Annotated in this window: 15 protein-coding genes and 2 pseudogenes; 11 read left to right on the top strand and 6 right to left on the bottom strand. The window is 66.2% G+C overall.

What is annotated here, in order from left to right; translation table 11 throughout:
- The first annotated feature begins 127 nt into the window (after positions 1-127).
- Entirely contained in the window at positions 128-727 is a 600-nt protein-coding gene (locus EDD93_RS32730) for a hypothetical protein (protein WP_123529557.1), read from the top strand.
- Between the two features lie 161 nt (positions 728-888).
- On the opposite strand, the gene EDD93_RS32725 is transcribed toward EDD93_RS32730, so the two are convergent.
- Positions 889-1563 carry an SDR family oxidoreductase gene (locus EDD93_RS32725; protein WP_123529555.1) on the bottom strand — a complete coding sequence of 225 codons (675 nt, stop codon included), beginning with the start codon at positions 1561-1563 and terminating at the stop codon, positions 889-891.
- A gap of 276 nt (positions 1564-1839) precedes the next feature.
- On the bottom strand, positions 1840-2313 hold the full coding sequence (locus tag EDD93_RS32720; protein ID WP_123529553.1) for a cupin domain-containing protein: 474 nt from the start codon (positions 2311-2313) through the stop codon (positions 1840-1842).
- A 66-nt stretch (positions 2314-2379) separates the two neighbouring features.
- Here EDD93_RS32720 and EDD93_RS32715 point away from each other — a divergent pair, with 66 nt between their 5' ends.
- The 4 genes from EDD93_RS32715 to EDD93_RS32705 all read left to right on the top strand — a co-directional run bounded on the left by EDD93_RS32715 (position 2380) and on the right by EDD93_RS32705 (position 4840).
- Entirely contained in the window at positions 2380-3342 is a 963-nt protein-coding gene (locus EDD93_RS32715) for a DUF5937 family protein (RefSeq protein WP_123529551.1), read from the top strand.
- Between the two features lie 70 nt (positions 3343-3412).
- On the top strand, positions 3413-3910 hold the full coding sequence (locus EDD93_RS40520) for a recombinase family protein (RefSeq protein WP_260256046.1): 498 nt from the start codon (positions 3413-3415) through the stop codon (positions 3908-3910).
- Positions 3823-4356 carry a recombinase family protein gene (locus tag EDD93_RS40515; RefSeq protein WP_260256045.1) on the top strand — a complete coding sequence of 178 codons (534 nt, stop codon included), beginning with the start codon at positions 3823-3825 and terminating at the stop codon, positions 4354-4356. Before EDD93_RS40520 ends, EDD93_RS40515 begins: the two co-directional genes overlap by 88 nt.
- A 238-nt stretch (positions 4357-4594) precedes the next feature.
- Positions 4595-4840 (top strand): hypothetical protein, encoded by a 246-nt coding sequence (locus tag EDD93_RS32705; RefSeq protein ID WP_123529549.1) that lies wholly within the window; start codon positions 4595-4597, stop codon positions 4838-4840.
- Between the two features lie 761 nt (positions 4841-5601).
- On the opposite strand, the gene EDD93_RS32700 is transcribed toward EDD93_RS32705, so the two are convergent.
- Both EDD93_RS32700 and EDD93_RS39780 read right to left on the bottom strand, forming a co-directional pair.
- On the bottom strand, positions 5602-5961 hold the full coding sequence (locus EDD93_RS32700) for a hypothetical protein (protein ID WP_123529547.1): 360 nt from the start codon (positions 5959-5961) through the stop codon (positions 5602-5604).
- Positions 5962-6298: 337 nt separating this feature from the next.
- Positions 6299-6511, bottom strand: a complete 213-nt coding sequence (locus EDD93_RS39780) for a hypothetical protein (protein ID WP_185092599.1) — start codon at positions 6509-6511, stop codon at positions 6299-6301.
- Positions 6512-7100: 589 nt separating this feature from the next.
- Here EDD93_RS39780 and EDD93_RS32685 point away from each other — a divergent pair.
- The 4 genes and pseudogenes from EDD93_RS32685 (at position 7101) to EDD93_RS32665 (ending at position 12716) form a co-directional block, all read left to right on the top strand.
- Complete coding sequence (locus EDD93_RS32685; RefSeq protein WP_260256044.1) at positions 7101-10304, top strand: RHS repeat-associated core domain-containing protein; 3204 nt, start codon at positions 7101-7103, stop codon at positions 10302-10304.
- A gap of 493 nt (positions 10305-10797) precedes the next feature.
- Positions 10798-11117: pseudogene (locus EDD93_RS32675) on the top strand (transposase); the annotation flags it as partial.
- Between the two features lie 27 nt (positions 11118-11144).
- Entirely contained in the window at positions 11145-11591 is a 447-nt protein-coding gene (locus tag EDD93_RS39775; RefSeq protein ID WP_311318360.1) for an RHS repeat-associated core domain-containing protein, read from the top strand.
- A 335-nt stretch (positions 11592-11926) separates the two neighbouring features.
- Positions 11927-12716 (top strand): IS5 family transposase gene (locus EDD93_RS32665; RefSeq protein ID WP_398906579.1). Its coding sequence is split into 2 segments (ribosomal slippage): positions 11927-12258 and positions 12257-12716, totalling 792 coding nucleotides; the frame shifts between segments, so codons are not numbered across the junction.
- Here EDD93_RS32665 and EDD93_RS32660 read toward each other — a convergent pair.
- On the bottom strand, positions 12697-13038 hold the full coding sequence (locus EDD93_RS32660; protein ID WP_148083919.1) for a hypothetical protein: 342 nt from the start codon (positions 13036-13038) through the stop codon (positions 12697-12699). The genes EDD93_RS32665 and EDD93_RS32660 overlap by 20 nt on opposite strands.
- 89 nt (positions 13039-13127) lie before the next feature.
- Positions 13128-13370 carry a hypothetical protein gene (locus EDD93_RS32655; RefSeq protein WP_123529535.1) on the bottom strand — a complete coding sequence of 81 codons (243 nt, stop codon included), beginning with the start codon at positions 13368-13370 and terminating at the stop codon, positions 13128-13130.
- A gap of 728 nt (positions 13371-14098) precedes the next feature.
- On the opposite strand from EDD93_RS32655, the pseudogene EDD93_RS32645 reads away from it, so the two are divergent.
- Both EDD93_RS32645 and EDD93_RS32635 read left to right on the top strand, forming a co-directional pair.
- Positions 14099-14272: pseudogene (locus tag EDD93_RS32645) on the top strand (IS5/IS1182 family transposase); the annotation flags it as partial.
- A gap of 549 nt (positions 14273-14821) precedes the next feature.
- Positions 14822-15355 (top strand): hypothetical protein, encoded by a 534-nt coding sequence (locus EDD93_RS32635; RefSeq protein WP_123529531.1) that lies wholly within the window; start codon positions 14822-14824, stop codon positions 15353-15355.
- Positions 15356-15676: the final 321 nt, after the last annotated feature.

Raw genomic sequence — 15676 nt, 5'->3', positions numbered from 1 at the left:
CGCAATAGCGTGGGAATCCCGTCGGCCGCAACGGTCCGGCCACCGAAGGGCCCTCAACGACGAAGCCCTACAACCGAACACGTCAGCGTAGTAGACGCGTCCCGCACACCACCGAGGAGCAGCACTCGTGCAGACCATCGACGGGCGGCTGTACGCCACCCGCGCCGAACTGTCCGAACGCGCCGGCTACAAGGGCGAGGCCACCCTGCGCAACCTGTGGGCGGACCGCGAGAGCAACGGCCACCCGCCCGCCCGGCGGATCGACCGCGCCCTCTACTGGGACCTGGAGGCCTGGGAGCGCTGGCACACCGAGTACCGGCGGAAGCGGAACGGCGTCGATTACAGCGGCAACGCCGACGAGGAGCTCCTTCCGGCGGCCCAGGCCAAGGTCCTCGGGATCAGCGTCAGCGCGGTCAGCCACTATCGCGACAACCCGCCGCCCGGGTGGCCCGCGCCCGCGCGCGAGGAGAAACTGGAGAGCGGCCGCATGCGCGAGTACCGCACCCGGCGCCAGTTGTGGGAGTACGCCGACTCCGGTCCCCGGGCCGGAGTGGCCGGCCGGACGCCGGCGACGGGCCCGGACCCCAAGGTCGCCCTGGCGGCCGAGGCCCTGGCCGCCGAGCCCGGCCGGAAGGCGGGGGAGACCGCGGCCGCCCTCGCCGAGCAGCATGGCGGGGGGCTGAGCACCTGGAAGCGTGCCGTCACCGAGGCCCGCAGGCAGGGCTGACCGCCGACGGCAAAGCACCCGGTCGGCGCTGCGTCCAGGCTCTACAGCTTGGCCATCTTCGGTACTTCCTGTCGCAATCGGTTGTCCCAAGGTACCGAGGCCGGCCACCACCGTACTGGCGGATCAGAGATCAATGGTGGTGGGGCGGGGGCGGGACGGCGTCACACGGTGAAGACGCGTTCGACTTCGTCGCGCTGCGTGTGCAGGTCCCAGTAGAGGGGGGCGACCTCCTCGGCCGAGGCCGCCGGTACTCCGGGTGGGCCGTCCGTGCCGATCCACACGCCGATGGCGACGTGCGCTGCCTGGACGCCGGTGTCGGCCAGTTCCTTGTGCAGGCCGAGTACCCAGTTGCGCAGCGCGGCCTGGGCGGCGTTGAGGTTGCCGAGCATCGGAGTGGGGTCGGCCGAGCCGGCGCCGTTGGTGTAGAGCAGGGTGCCGGCGCCGGCCTCGCGCATTAGGGGCAGCACGGCCCGTGTGGCGGCAATGGCCCCGTAGAGCAGGATGTCCATCGCCCACTGCACATCGGACGGGTTGGTCTCGGACGGAGCGGTGAGCGGCGTGGATTCGAGGCTCCCGCCTGGGGAGTACTCCAGGACGTCGATGCCGCCGAAGCGGGTGGCGGCGTCCTTGAGCGCCTGGGTGAGTGCCTCATGGTCGAGTACGTCCGCGGGGAACGCGGCGGCGGTGATGCCTTCGGCGTCGAGCCGGTCGGCCAGGTCGTTGAGCTTGTCGCGGTTGCGGGCGATGAGAGCGACGTCGAAGCCGTGGGAGCCGAAGGTACGGGCGATGGCCAGGCCCATACCGGGGCCGGCTCCGACGATGGCGATGCTGGGCACAGTGAATTCCTTTGCTGGGAAGCCGTTGGAAAAGGGGTGGAGCAGGCGACGGTGAGCGCGGTCTTGCCGAGGGTGCTGACGCCAAACGCGGTGAAGGCCTCGCCAGCCCGCACCAGGTCGTAGGCAGAGATCACCAACACCTTGAGGACCACTGCGGACGAAGTCGGTCTCCGGACCCGGCTCGGCAGTGGCGCTCGCGCGCGGGAGCACTTCTACGACCGCATGACAGGTAGTGGGGTGGGCCGGGAGCTGGGGCACATGCCGTTGCCGGTGCCCTCACCGTCCGTAGTCGTCGACGAAATGGTTGTCGTGGGCTTCGTGAAGCCGGTTCAGGTCACGCTCGTTCACAGTGGCGAGCTGTGCGAAGTACTCCTCCCGCGGTACACCTGGCGAGAGTGCCATCAGGAGGGTGGCAGGTTCGGCGCCCTCCTTCCGGAGGGCGTGGACGTCGCCCGCCGCGGCATGCGCGGTGTCGCCGGGCAGCAGTGTTCGCCAGGCCTGCCCGTCGAAGTAGTCGACTTCACCTTCTTCAACGATGAAGGTCTCGCTGAAGGTCGTGTGAAAGTGCGGGGCAGGTCCCCGACTGGAGGGCGACATGTGCCACCGGTAGATGCTCACGATCCCGCTGGTCTCCGCCGGACCCGCGAGGACTTCGATGGTCGATCCGCTGGCGCCCAGCCGGATCTTTCGCGTCTGTTGGGCTCGCTCGGGCTCCTTGGAACACCGGGCAATCGACTCTGTGTCGGTCATGACCCGAGTCTCGGTGCTTCGCCGTTCTACTCGCGCTCACTTCGGCGGTGGCCTAACAATGGTGGAGTGATCCGCTACCGATTGGGCGTTGGTGCTGCGAGCGTGCGGTGGGCGATGTCGCCGATACACGAAGTGGTCAGTCTCGCCCAGCTCTTGACCGAACCGCAGCGTCACCCGATGTTCCACCCGTGGCTTCGGCGTCGCCGCCACCGTCTCTCGCTCCCGGACCTGAGGGCGCTCACGGTCTTCATGGCCGATGGCGCGTACCGACCCGACTTCCTTGACCCATCGCCGATGTCCAGTGAGCCAACGTTCGAGGAAGGCGTGGATGCCCTCCTCGCCGCGCCGGCGGACCTGACGTACGCCGAACTGGTCGACGCTACGAGGGGACGCGAGGCAGAAACAAGCCGCCGATTGCTCGATGACCCCGACCGGGCCAGGTCCGAGGCCGCCGATGCGCTGCGCCGCCTCTGGAAGGCAGTTATCGAACCGGAATGGCCGTCCATGCGGGAGGCGCTGCGTGCCGAGATGCTGGATCGGGCCATCCAGGTCAACCGCGAGGGATTGCGCGCAGTCCTTCCGCGCCTGCACCCTTCCGCTGCGTGCGAGGGTGACGTCATCACCGTCGAAAAGACAGTCGACATCGACGTCGACTGCCCTGAGGGACTCATTTTCGTTCCGTCGCTGTTCATCACCGACCGGATGCAGTGCACCACCTCGGACCACTGGACACCGGCGATCTATTACCCGGCATCCGGGCGGTACCTATGGGCGGCACCTCCCACTCCGAGGTCGCTTGACCGTCTTCTGGGGACGACCCGATCGAGGATCCTGGCCGCGCTCGCCACTCCGCTGCAGACGACCGTTGTGGCCAGGCTGGTGAGCGTCACTCCCCCGACGGCCAGCGAACACCTGGGAATTCTGCGGGACGCCGGGTTGATCGACAGCAGCCGGGCCGGTCGCACGGCCACGCACGAGCTCACTAAGGCTGGACGTGCCCTCCTTGACGCAGCCTCGCCGCGATCGTGACAGGTCCGGGAGCTGCTGATGGGCAGTCAAGCGCGGCGCCCACCGCAACCCAGCCCTCCGGGCGGCCCGCGTGACGCCGTCGCCGACTGCAAGCCGCTGCCCTCCTGCCGGGCCGAACCCGGCTCACCGTGCCGCTCGCGCTCCGGCGCGGTCGCTGGCACCTGCCATACCGGCCGCTTCACCAAGGTGCCCCGGCTCGCCAAGCTCCTGCGCGTGCCCACCCCCGGCCGACCGCGGGCCCGGCCAGCCCCGGCGGCCCGGCACCCCCGCCCCGCTCGCCCTCGCCCCCGACGCTCCGACCGCCGACATCCGCATCGGGTACGCCCGGTGCTCGACGCTCACCCAGGAACTCCAGTCGCAGCTCGACGCGCTCGCCAAGCACGGCACCCCGCGCGAAAAGGTGTTCTCCGAGAAGGTCAGCACCCGGGTCCGCGTCCACCCGCAGTTCGAGGCCCCGCTTGCACTCGCCCGCTGCCCGGGATGTACGACCCCAGCGGACCGGGCCGCCTCGTATTCGCGTTCTTCGCGGCGATGGCGGACACCGAGCGGGAGAACATCCGCGAGTTGACCCTCGAAGGACTCGACGCGGCCGCCCGCAAGGGCAAGCGCGGCGGCCGGCCACCTGTCATCACCGAGGACATGCTGCACACCGTGCTGCGGCGCCGGGCGAGCGGCGAGTCGGTCGAGCAGATCCAGCCCGACCTAATCATCCTCCGACTCCGCCGGCGGCCGCGCCCGTGCGCACCGACCAGTTTTTGTTGCGACGCCTGTTCGCCCCGTGCTCCGCCCGCGAGCAACGGCCCCGCGTGCGACGTCCGTACGGTCATCCGGCGCCCCCAGCGCATCCTCACCCCGAAGGAGTGCGAGCGGGTGCAGGACATGCCGCTACTCAATCTGCGGGGCGCACTGATTATGGGCATCACCGAGCGGGGCAACTGGCTCCAGCCGAGGGAAGTGATTCGGCAAGGCGCGTCCCGCAGTTCGCCCGCTCGCCCGCCACTGGCGGTGCGATGAGCGAGGTACGTCTGGAACAGGCGTCGAACTCCGCGCCGCGGATAGTCGGCGGGTGGGAGTGGCGCGCGGGAAACGCGGCAGAGTGCGACGGAGCTGACGCCACCGAATGGTCCAGGAAACAGGCAGCCGACCGCGACTGAAACGAGCGGTGTCCCGACACCGCATCTTGGCGTGGAACCCATCCGTGATGGGCCACGTCTTCTCTGCTGAAGATCATGGTCATAGGAGAGGACACAAGGTGAGTGACCGCGAGCGAGGCCAGGACACCGAACCTCCGCCCACCGGAGACGCACCCTGGTGGGCCGGGCTGAGGCTGACCGGAGGAGTGGTCCTCGCCTTGAGCGGGATAGGGCTGCTGCTGTGGCTGATCCTGCGCGGAGGCGCGGCTGACAACGATTGGTCCGGCTACTACGGGGCCGGCAAGGTCCTGGCCACCGGATGCGTCATTGTCGGCACGACGCTCCTGGCCCGCCGCCGCGGCTAAGGCGGTGTCGGAAAGGCGGACGAGTGCGCCATCAAACTCCTGCGCGCTCTGCTCGTCCTGACGGACCTCGAAATTAACCGCTGACGGATGATCTTGGCTATGGGCTCCCGCTAATGACCAGCACGAGCACCTCGAGGATCGGTCACACCAGCCCGTTTGACCTGGAGCGCCAAGTTGGCGAGGACTCACTCTCTCCTTGGATGCCAGGCATCGTGCTGGGGTGCCGGGCATCGCCGCCAGCACCGCGCACCGGATGCGCGCCCGGTGGGTGCCGCAAGCAGAAGGCCGGCGCCGCCGTCGTCAGCCCAGCGGCTGACACCCAGGAGTGCCAGGAGCCGCTCCACGGCGAGGCAGGGCCGGACGACTTCTGGCCCGACCCCCAGTGCCCCGTCTGCACAGAATGCGGTGCCGCGTTTACCGACGAACGATGGAAGGCGACCGCGCGCGTGGCTGGAGCCGTTCCCCAGCGAAGTGCCCGTCGTTGTGCGGGGACTGAGACCAGCGGTTCGAGTCCGACTTGGAGCAGACCTGGGGTGTGAGTCACCGGCAGGAGGAGCGCGACCAGGAGCAGGACCGGGCCGTGCCCAAGCAGAAGGCCACCGGTTGGTTCTCCCGTCTGCGCGGCTGAAGCGGGCAAGCCGTCGGAGGCTGGGGGCAGACCCAAGGCCACCTTGGGCAAGCCTGCACGGTCGGCGAGCGGATGAGTCGCTACTGACGACAGCGGGGCCGGACAGGATCGCTCTGCCCGACCCCGCGCTCATTCATGGCCGCATCACCGGCTGAGGCGGATGCGTGGCCGCCACGTGAACTCGAGGTCGTTCCAGGAAGACGGTATCCAGTTCCTCCTCCCACCGGCCGCGCAGGAGGAACGGAACGGCCTCCATCCGCTCCAGGACGACCAGGGTCTCAGCCTGACCGACCAGCGCGTACCGGCCGTGCGAGGTGGGCCTGCCGCCCGGCCCGTACGCGCGCAGCAACTCCTCCAGGCGGGCGCGGTGCTCCTCCACGAACGTTTCCGGGCGCTCGATGTGCCCCGCGCGTTCCTTGTTGGCCACCGCGCTCAGTGCGACGTCCAGGAAGTCCGACCCGTCCGGCCAGTGGCGCGTCCCCGGCGCGGTCACGGCCTACAGGAAGCGTTCCGCCGCCGCCAGGACGTCCTTCGCCTCCAGTCGTCCTACACCGTGGCGGTCACCACCACGCCCTCCGGGGCACCGGGCCTCCACGGATGGAACCACCTGCTCACCGACCCGCCCGGCGACCTGGATCCCGACTTACATGGCCGGCTGCACGAACTCGCCGAACTTGAGGCAGCCTGGCCCGCCCTTGTCCACGGTGACCGGATCGTCCGTGGCGACCTGCGCGCGGACAACATGGTCCGCGATCACGACCGCGGCGTGACCTTCGTGGACTGGGCCGACGCCGTTCGGCAGGCGCCTTGGGCTGGGGCGCCCGCGGTGGTCAGGCTGCTCGGTCGTACGTGGGGCCGCTCTCGGGGGATGGGGTGCCGGTGTCGTCGGACTGTGCGATCTGGTGGAGGCGTTGCTTCTGTGCGGTGCGCAGGAGGGCCCAGGCGATGAGTAGTGCGCCGGTCAGTGTCCACGTGGCTATCCGGGCGGCGGCCCAGCGGCTGGTCGATGGTTGGAGCAGGAGCTCGGTGGCGGTGAGGGCCATGGCGGTTGCGTGTGTCCAGCAGAGCAGGGTGCCGGTCAAGCGGGTGGCGCGGTTGATTCTGCGGAAGCTGGGTTTCGCCCGCGGCCCGTCCTGTTCCATGATCCCCCGTTACGTCGTGCGCGTCTTTGCCTGACCTTGACTGTTCATGCCGGCGAGCGCGAGGACCGACGTCTTGCGAGGTTGGTTTCAAGCCCCGATCTGTTGATGGCGAAACAGTTGTCACCAGGAAAGAGAAAGACCTCTTGAAGGTCAATTCGGGAGGAATCGTTTGCGAAAGTCGGCTTGTTCTTGCTCATTTGTGTGTTTCTAGTCGTGAATCTGTTCGCATCACGTGAAGGAGTCGTGGCAGCGTGTGGGCTTCCGGCGGTCGCCTCTGCGGTCACCGTGTCTACGTGTCCCGTGGGGGGATTGCATGGTTTCGCGTGCTTCCGGCACGCCGTTTCGGCGTGCCCGTACGTCCAGCAGAAGTTCACTGACCGCCGCGCTGGTCGTGGTTGCGCTCGGTGCTTCCGCGCTGCCCGCCCTGGCCGCCCCGGCGCCTGATCCGACGCCTGTTTCTGCGTGGGGGCCGGGTGGACCGAAGGCGCAGATGCCTGAGGTGAAGGTCGGCTCCAACACCCCGGTTCCGGCTGAGGCCGAGGCGCCCGTGTCGGCGGAGGTCGCGGCCTGGCGTGCTGCCCAGAAGGAACGGGCCGAGACCGGTACCGGCGGGGGTGACGCGGCTCGTTCGTCGGCTGTGGTGCAGACGTACGTCCCCGAGGGGCAGGGGGCGGTGCCGTGGCATCAGATCTCCGACTTCCGGATCACCGACTCGCTGGTGGCCCGCGTCAACTACTCCAACGGCAACCTGATGCTCGCCGCCACCGACTTCGATGTCGCCGGCGTGGGCCAGAAGCTACGCCTGGCGCGGACGTACAACTCGCTGGACACGCCGTGGGGCAAGGTGTCCCAGCGGTGGTGGCAGGAGTACGAGCGCTACGCGCAGATCTTCACCTCCGAGGTCGTCATCTACGACGCGAGCGGTGCGGCCCTCCGCTTCACGAAGGAGACGGACGGCGCCTTCACCACTCCGAAGGGTTACTCGAAGGACCTGAAGCAGAACACCGACGGCACGTACACGCTGACGGACCGCAAGTCGGGATCCAAGGACATCTACGACGCCAACGGCACGCTGACGAAGGTCACCGACAAGAACCACGGCACGATCACGGTCACGCAGCACGACGAGGGCGGTGAGCAGAAGGGCTTCAAGGTCACCGAGACCCGCTCGGGCCGCTGGGTGGATCTGCTGAAGACGAACGCCTCACAGTGGCAGGCCAAAGACCACACCGGCCGCACCGCCGTCTACGACCTCAACCCGTCCGGCGACGTGGCCAAGACAACGGACACGGAGGGCAAAGCCACCCAGTTCGGCTACGACTCCTCACGCCGTCTGACGAAGATCACCACCCCCGAGGGGCGGGTCACGGTCTTCACCTACGACGACCAGAACCGTGTCACCTCCATGCTCCGCGCCACAGCCCTCAACGGATCCGGCCACACCGGCCCGACCTGGACCTACACCTACTCGGCGTCCTCGCCCTCGGCGGCCGGCACGACCACGGTCACCGACCCCGAGCAGCACACCACCAAGTACGAGCATGACGGCGACGGCCAGGTGAAGAAGGTCACCGACGCGCTGAACCACTCCCGGTCCAAGACGTTCGACGCGAACCACAACGTCGATACCTCGTCGGATGCCATGGGCGTGGGCGGTACGGGCGCGAACGTCACCACCTACGGCTGGGACAGCCGCAACAACCCCACCTCCTCGAAGCTGCCCACCGGTGCGACCGCCACGGCCAGCTATCAGACGGTCGCGGGCACGGATCTGCCGGGCACGATGACGACGGCGGACGACGAGAAGACGAACTACACCTACGACACGGTGGGCAACACCAAGTCCGTAGCCGTCGAAGGCACCGGTGGGGGCAACCAGAGTTTCGACTACAACTCCGCCAGCCCCACCTGCCAGGGCTTCGAGGGGCAGGTCTGCAAGGTGACCATGGAGATGACGTCGGCGAAGTCGGTATCCACCGCCTTCACCTACGACACCCAGGGCAACCTGAAGACGGTCAAGGCGCCGGCCCCACTGGGCAACACGACCTACACATACGACGACCTCGGCCGCACCGAGAGCGTCAAGGACGCCCGCGGTGTCACCGTCCTCTACACCTACGACAACCGTGACCGGGTCATCAAGGTCGACTCCTCGAACTACCTAGCCGTCACGTACTCCTATGACGGTGATGGGAACCTGAAACAGCGCTCGGACGGCGCGGGGGTGATCGAATACGACTTCGACCCGCTGTCCCGCGAAACGGTCCGCACTCTGCAGGACGGGTCGCAGACCATCCTGACCTACACCCCGGCCGGCAACGTCGACACCTACCAGGACCCGGCCGGCCTGACCGACTACACGTGGAACAAGGCCAACAAGCTGGAATCCCTCAAGGACCCCCAGAACAAGGTCACCACGTATGCGTACAACAACAACGACGTCCGCACGAAGACGAGCTACCCCGGCAGCACGGTCCACGAAGTCACCCCGGACAAGTCGGGCCGCCCCGAGCACATCAAGGCCACCAGCCCCAAGGGCACACTGGTCGACCTTTCCTATACCTACGCCAAGGACGACGGCAAGGACGGCGGCAAGATCCGCACCAGCAACGACACGGTCACCGGGTACAAGACCTCGTACAAGTACGACAGTGCCGGACGCTTTTCCTACGCCAAGGAGGAGAAGGCCGGTGTGGTGAGGAGCTCGTGGCAGTACTGCTACGACCTGGCCGGCAACCTCACCTCCCAGGGCGTCGCTCCGGGCTGCCCCGGCGGTACCACGTACGCGGTCAACGACGCGCAGCAGATCACGGCGAAGAACGGCTCGGCGACGAACTGGTCCTACGACAAGATCGGCAACGAGACCGCCGGCGCCTCCACACCCGAAGGCACCCGCACCGGCGAGAAGTGGACGGACTACTCCCAGTTGACGTCCATCACCACGGGCGGCAAGACCTACGCCGGACAGTACGGCTCCACCGACCAGTCCGAGCGGATCAAGCTCGGTGAGACGTTCTTCCACAACGGCCCGATCGGCCTTGCCGCCACGTCAACTGCCGGGGTCGACACAGGATTCAACCGGGAGCCCGGGGGCACTCTGAACTCCATGACCCGCGGGGGGAAGAACTACTACTACCTGACCGACGCGCTCGGCAGCGTGGTCGCCGTGGCCGACGAGGCCGGCACGAAGGTCAACAGCTACGGCTATAGCCCCCGCGGTGTTCCGCGCAGCATCACCAGCGAGACGGTTCCCCAGCCCTACCGTTTCGCCGGCGGCTACCAGGACCCCACCGGCCTTTACCACTTCGCGGCCCGCTACTACGACCCCAACATCGGCCGCTTCACCAACCCCGACCCCTCCGGCCAGGAACAGAACCCCTACCTCTACGCCGAAGGCGACCCCGTCAACCGCATCGACCCCACCGGACTCTTCAGTCTCAGTGGTGTCGCGGACGCACTAGGACCTGTCGGCGACGTCGCCACTGGAGCCGTCCACTTGGCCCAAGGAGACACCGAGGCTCTGTGGGGCGATGTTGCAGGTGTGGTCGCCGGTGGCATCGCAGGAGGATTGTGCGGAGCGGCAGTAGCTGCCAGCGCTGGTCCCACTCTGGGTGGATCCCTTGGAGCTACAGCCGGTTGCTACGCAATCGCCTGGAGCGCAGGGCAGATAGCGTCTAACGCGGGCAGCGGATAAACGACATTGGGCGGGAGAGGAATTACGTCCTCTCCCGCCCAGGATGCAGAAAGGGATTCAGCATGTCAGAGCCACACGTCGGATGGACGATGGAACAGCGGGCCGCCGTTAAGCGGTATGTACAGTTCGCTGCCGTCTTTGCAGTCCTAGGTATAGCCTTCTCGCTTTTTCTGATTATTTCCGGTAATGGTGGAGGGTGGGCGCTTCTTGGGATTATCGGTTTCATTTCTGTGGTGGGCTACTTTTTCATTCAGAGAGGGAAGAATGGGCGAGCCTGAAAATAGAGCTCGCTGACTCCACGCAGCTGCGCTGGATCACGCCGAAGCTGAGCACGGTGTGCGCCGCGTCCGCTCGCCGCGCCTGAATCGGCGAAGGCGACTTTCCGAAGGGCCACCAAGCGCAGCTGGTGGCCCTTCGGCCGTTTTTGGGCGCTGTCACGTTGGCTGGCGGGGTGGGATGATCTTTGGGTTGATCATGTTGGAGGGGGGTGTCCGTGGGCGGTGTGTCACCGTCGTACAAGGGGCACCGGTACCCGGTCGAGGTCATCTTCCAGTGCGTGTGGCTCTACCACCGTTTCCCCCTCAGCTTCCGCGAGTTCGAGGAGCTCATGCTCGAACGCGGTGTCGTCGTCTCCCACGAGACCGTCCGCCGCTGGTGTGGGAAGTTCGGCCAGGCCGACGCCGCCGCGCTGCGTCGTCGGCAGCCCAGGTCTGGTGACAAGTGGTATTTGAACGAGGTCTTCATCAAAATCAACGGGGAGCAGAAATACTGTGGCGGGCCGTCGACCAGGACGGCAACGTGCTGGACATCCTCACCGACGCGCTCGGCCGCGTGGTCGCCATGGCCGACGAGGCTGGCACAAAGGTCAACAGCTACGGCTTCAGCCCCCGCGGCGTCCCACGCTCCACCACCAGCGAGACGGTGACCCAGCCCTACCGGCTCGCCGACGGCTACCAGGACCCCACCGGCCTTTACCGCTTCGCGGCCCGCTACTACGACCCCAACATCGGCCGCTTCACCAACCCCGACCCCTCCGGCCAGGAACAGAACCCCTACCTCTACGCCGAAGGCGACCCCGTCAACCGCATCGACCCCACCGGACTTTTCGGATGGCCCGAGGTTGGAGCATTGGTTCTTGGGGCAGCGATAGGAGTGGTTGCGCCATGGGCGCCGCTGCCGAAGGCTTCAACGGCAATGGCGCTGGGGACATGGGAATGGCTTGCGTCGGTGGAGGCGTGGCCGGTGGCCTCCTTGGAGGTTCTTCATATCTGCTCCCTGAGTAGATAGACCGCGAGTCCGGCGACAGCGTGACCAGTCCTGTCGCCGGACTTCCCCCATCGTCAGCACCCGCTAATCCAGGGGGAATTAACGAGAACCGAACTTATTATCTTGATGGCTGCATTTTTCTCCGTCGGCGCCGTATGTGCGACCATGCCGCGCCTTCTGATTGAGCTGGCGCGATCGAGGAGTGGGTACATTCCCGACGCGAAACTCGTATTTACCCTGCGCTTTCTGGTGATCTGCATTATGAGCTCGTAACACGATCTTGCTGAATCGTCCTGGTAGGCCGTTACCGGTGTGATGATTCGGCCGTTCGTGAGGGTGTGGGTACCCGACCGTGGATCGTGGACGATGAGTTGTGGGCTCTGGTCGAGCCGTTGCTGCCGGCGTGGCCGGAGCGGTCTCCGGGGCCCAGGCCAGTGTCGGAGCGGCTCTGCCTCCAAGGCATCCTGTTTGTCCTCTACAACGGCGTAGCATGGCAACTCCTGCCCCTGGAGCTGGGGTTCGGCTCGGGGCAGACGTGCTGGCGCCGGCTGGACCGGTGGCAGAAGGCAGGAGTCTTCGGCGCGTTACATCGGGTCCTGCTCGCGGAGCTGAACGCGGCCGGCGAACTCGACTGGTCACGTGCATGTGTGGACGGTTCCCACATCCGCGCGAAAAAGGGGCGCCGACACCGGCCCGTCACCGGTCGACCGGCGGAAAACGGGCAGCAAACACCACCTGATCTGCGACGGACGCGGCACCCCGCTCAAGGTCATCACGACCGCGGCCAACGTCAACGACGTCATCCAGACCCTCGCCCTGGTCGACGGCATCCCATCCGTCGCAGGCCGCCCCGGACGACCCCGCCGAAGGCCCGAAGCTCTGCTCGGCGACAAAGGCTACGACTCCAACCCCAACCGCGACGAGCTCCGCCGCCGACGAATCCTGCCCGTCATCTCCCGCAAGGGAGCACCCAACATCAAGGGCATCGGCAAGCTGCGATACGTCGTCGAGCAGACCTTCGCCCTGCTCCACCACTTCAAACGACTCGCTGTCCGCTGGGAACGCCGCACCGAACTCCACGACGCCTTGGTCTCCCTCGCCTGCAGCCTCATCTGCTACCGACGCCTCAAGAAGACCCGACCATGATCGTGTTACGAGTCCTAAGCGCGTCCGCCTCGTTGGCGTACCGAACATCGGAGACGACGACGGGCAGGGACCACCGGTCAGCGGTCGCCACCTTGTCCAGCGCCATGCGTAGCCAGAAATCCGCATCGTCCGCGCGGACGGTCTCGCCGAGGTTCTGCAACGTCCGCCGAACCACGGGATAGCTGTTCTTCGCGCGGTCCCACCCGTACCGCTTCACCACGTCGGACAGACGGTTCGGAAGCGCCCCGTGGGACGTGCCCTCGGCCCCAACGATGGGGTCGAGCCGCAGCGCGCTTTCCTTGAGCGGGTCTGCGAATGCCACCCGCACGAACTGATACCGGCTGACAAGCCGAGCGGCTGCCGAGTCCTTCCCAGACCCCGCTCGGCCCATCAGGGCGACGTGCCGAAAGCTCACGCGGACAGCTCGTCGGCTTCGGCCCGGTCGTCGCCCTGGCGCTCGTCCTCGCCGGTTCCCGTGGTCTCGGCGGTCTTACGGTCCTCGGCTCGCTGGACAACCTCACCGGTAGCGAGCACCGCGGCGACCAGGCCGAGGACGAGCGCGCTCGGCAGATCGGGCACGTAATGCGCCACCAAGGCGAGGACGGCAACGGCTACGGCGTAGATGCGGGCCGGATGCTGTTTGATTAGGCGCATAGGTTCCTTCATTTATAGGTGAGAATTTCAGGCATGAATGGCTGGATATCCCTCTATCCTCGCGCCGTTGACGCGCCCTAGCCTGACCGGCAGGACTAAACCAAATGGAAAAGGGGAGCGAGTAGCCAGATGGGGATCATTCAAAGAATCAAGCGGGGCCCCTCAAGTCGTGTTGGCCGTCGCGTCGCAACAACTGTCGCCATGACAGGCGTAATTTCAGGGTCGATTCTCGCTATGCCCGGAGTTGCTAGCGCTGCCGCCGTCGGATACAACGGGGTGTGCGGTAGCGGCTACATTGTGAAAGCGTCGGCTGACCTTCACGATCAGGGTGTCGCAGTCGGCACGGTCTATCTGACCTACTCCAGCAGTACGGGTAATAACTGCGTCGTCACCATCAAGAGATATGTCGGAGTGGGGCCGAATGTGTCGACTTTCATAGAGAGAGACGACAACTCGAACTCCTATACAAGCGAGTTCGGCCCATTTAGTAAATACGCAGGACCCGTCTACCTCTACGCAAAAGGAACTTGCGTAAGTTGGGGAGGAGAGATCGGGGATGCGATAGCCACCCGGGAACACACCAACTGCGGTTAGTGGAGAATGCGCGAGAGCTACTGGGCTGTTTCCAACCTGACGGGTGGTTGGACGGGCGACCCCGGCAGCGGATGAAGAAAGCTCCTGGTAGACGGGTTCACGACCAAGATCACCAGTCCGCCAGGAGCTTTCGCGTGCTTGCCTACCCGTCCGGTATCGATCTGTCCAGCCGCGCCCTGCGGCACCTCTCGGGTCTCCTCGCAGGTCACCGCCGTCGGATCGGTTCCTGGTGGCGTCGCCTCACCTGCGGTCGGCAGGCTCTCCTCGTCTTGGCCCATCTGCGCTGCGGTGACACCTACGCCCGCCTTCTGCGGAAGCTCCGCTGCAGCACCACCCGGATCACCGCCGTCGTCCGTGCCATCGTCGCCCTCGAACTCGCCACCTGATCAAGATGGAAAAGGCTCACTGTCTGCCACCGGGACGCGCGTTAACCGGTGTTGATCGGGCTGGCCGCGCTGATCGGCGCGGCCGTCCTCGCGGTCTACGTCCTGCTGATTGTTCAGAGTTTGAGGGCCCCGTCCTTTGGGATGAGGCCCTCCCGCATGTCGACGCCAGGCACTCGAATTCCAACCAAGTCAACTCGCCCTGAGGTACGCGAAATCCATGTATTCTGAGCTCGTGTCCACTATCGGATAGAGCGCCGCGAACCGTGAAATCAGGCGCCCGATTGGATTTGTGAACCTGTGGCTGAAAACGCATAAAGCATGCACGTCGGGACTGACGGTAATTCAAATGCCGGGCACGAACTACACGCCTCGGGAAACTGGCAATCCGAATTCTCGGAAGGCCGCAACCATTCTCAGGTCAAGGCGAAAACCATCTACTGGGGCGAATAGCAGAAGTACGGTGTCCAGGGGATGAGCGGTGCGCAGGCGCTCGCCAGCGAGCTGCACCGCATCGCACGCGAAGGCGGCATCGCCTCACCCGTCACCACCAACCGCGGGCTCTCCGCCCGCCTGAACTACCTCAACAGCCGGCCCGGCCGCGAAGCCCTCGCCGACCACGGCATCAGTGCGCGGCTGCTGCGTTCCTGGGAGCGTGGGGTGCGTCCCAGCCGCTCGAAGCTGGAGGCGGTCGACAGGGCCTATCAGGAGCGTCGTCGGGACAACCTGGTGCGTTCGGGTGCGTTGAAGCGGTTGCTCGACAACGCCGGCCGGGGCCGGCGGATCGAGATCTATCCGGTGGACCAGTCGGCCGTGGACGAGCAGCGTCGCCGGCCGGAAATCTCCGAACGTTCCGTGCAGGCCCGCTATGTCTGGGACGACATGGTTGAGGCCTGGGGTGCGGGTGATCTGGACACCCTGGACGAGATCTGGGACGACATCATTACCGACCTGGACTCCGACTACGCCGCGTATGCCTACGTCGGATCCATCGGGATCGGCGCCTGACAGTCACTCCTCCCAGCAGTCCCAGGTGAGCGGTGTCCGCTTTCGGGGTTACGGGGGCCTGCGGAACCTGTAGCGGGCGGGGCGCCGGGATGTGACGCCGTGCCCGGCAGAGCGATTTCCCGGGGCTTTCGTGGCGGCGTTCATTTTGTAGGTGCAGATGTCTTTCTCGGGGAGGGCTTTTTTGTGTTTTGTCTTTGTGGACCTGACGAGTTGCCAGGTGCGGTCTCGGTTCTTCCTGGGAACTAAATTGGAGTAGACCAATTAACGCTCAGTCAGGGGCACCCGGGACGTACCAGGAGTTGAGGTCGGTACCCGATGGAC

Source organism: Streptomyces sp. 840.1 (genome assembly GCF_003751445.1).
Lineage (GTDB): Bacteria > Actinomycetota > Actinomycetes > Streptomycetales > Streptomycetaceae > Streptomyces.
Note: the sequence above shows the minus strand (reverse complement) of the source record. Positions and strands in the feature narration are given on the sequence as shown.

What these genes read in the sequence shown, in the direction of transcription:
- EDD93_RS32635 (WP_123529531.1), top strand. Translation starts at nt 14,822, where the DNA reads ATGAGCGGTGCGCAGGCGCTCGCCAGCGAGCTGCACCGCATCGCACGC.
- EDD93_RS39775 (WP_311318360.1), top strand. Translation starts at nt 11,145, where the DNA reads ATGGCCGACGAGGCTGGCACAAAGGTCAACAGCTACGGCTTCAGCCCC.
- EDD93_RS32655 (WP_123529535.1), bottom strand. Translation starts at nt 13,370, where the DNA reads ATGCGCCTAATCAAACAGCATCCGGCCCGCATCTACGCCGTAGCCGTT.
- EDD93_RS32720 (WP_123529553.1), bottom strand. Translation starts at nt 2,313, where the DNA reads ATGACCGACACAGAGTCGATTGCCCGGTGTTCCAAGGAGCCCGAGCGA.
- EDD93_RS39780 (WP_185092599.1), bottom strand. Translation starts at nt 6,511, where the DNA reads ATGGCCCTCACCGCCACCGAGCTCCTGCTCCAACCATCGACCAGCCGC.
- EDD93_RS40515 (WP_260256045.1), top strand. Translation starts at nt 3,823, where the DNA reads ATGTACGACCCCAGCGGACCGGGCCGCCTCGTATTCGCGTTCTTCGCG.
- EDD93_RS32685 (WP_260256044.1), top strand. Translation starts at nt 7,101, where the DNA reads ATGCCTGAGGTGAAGGTCGGCTCCAACACCCCGGTTCCGGCTGAGGCC.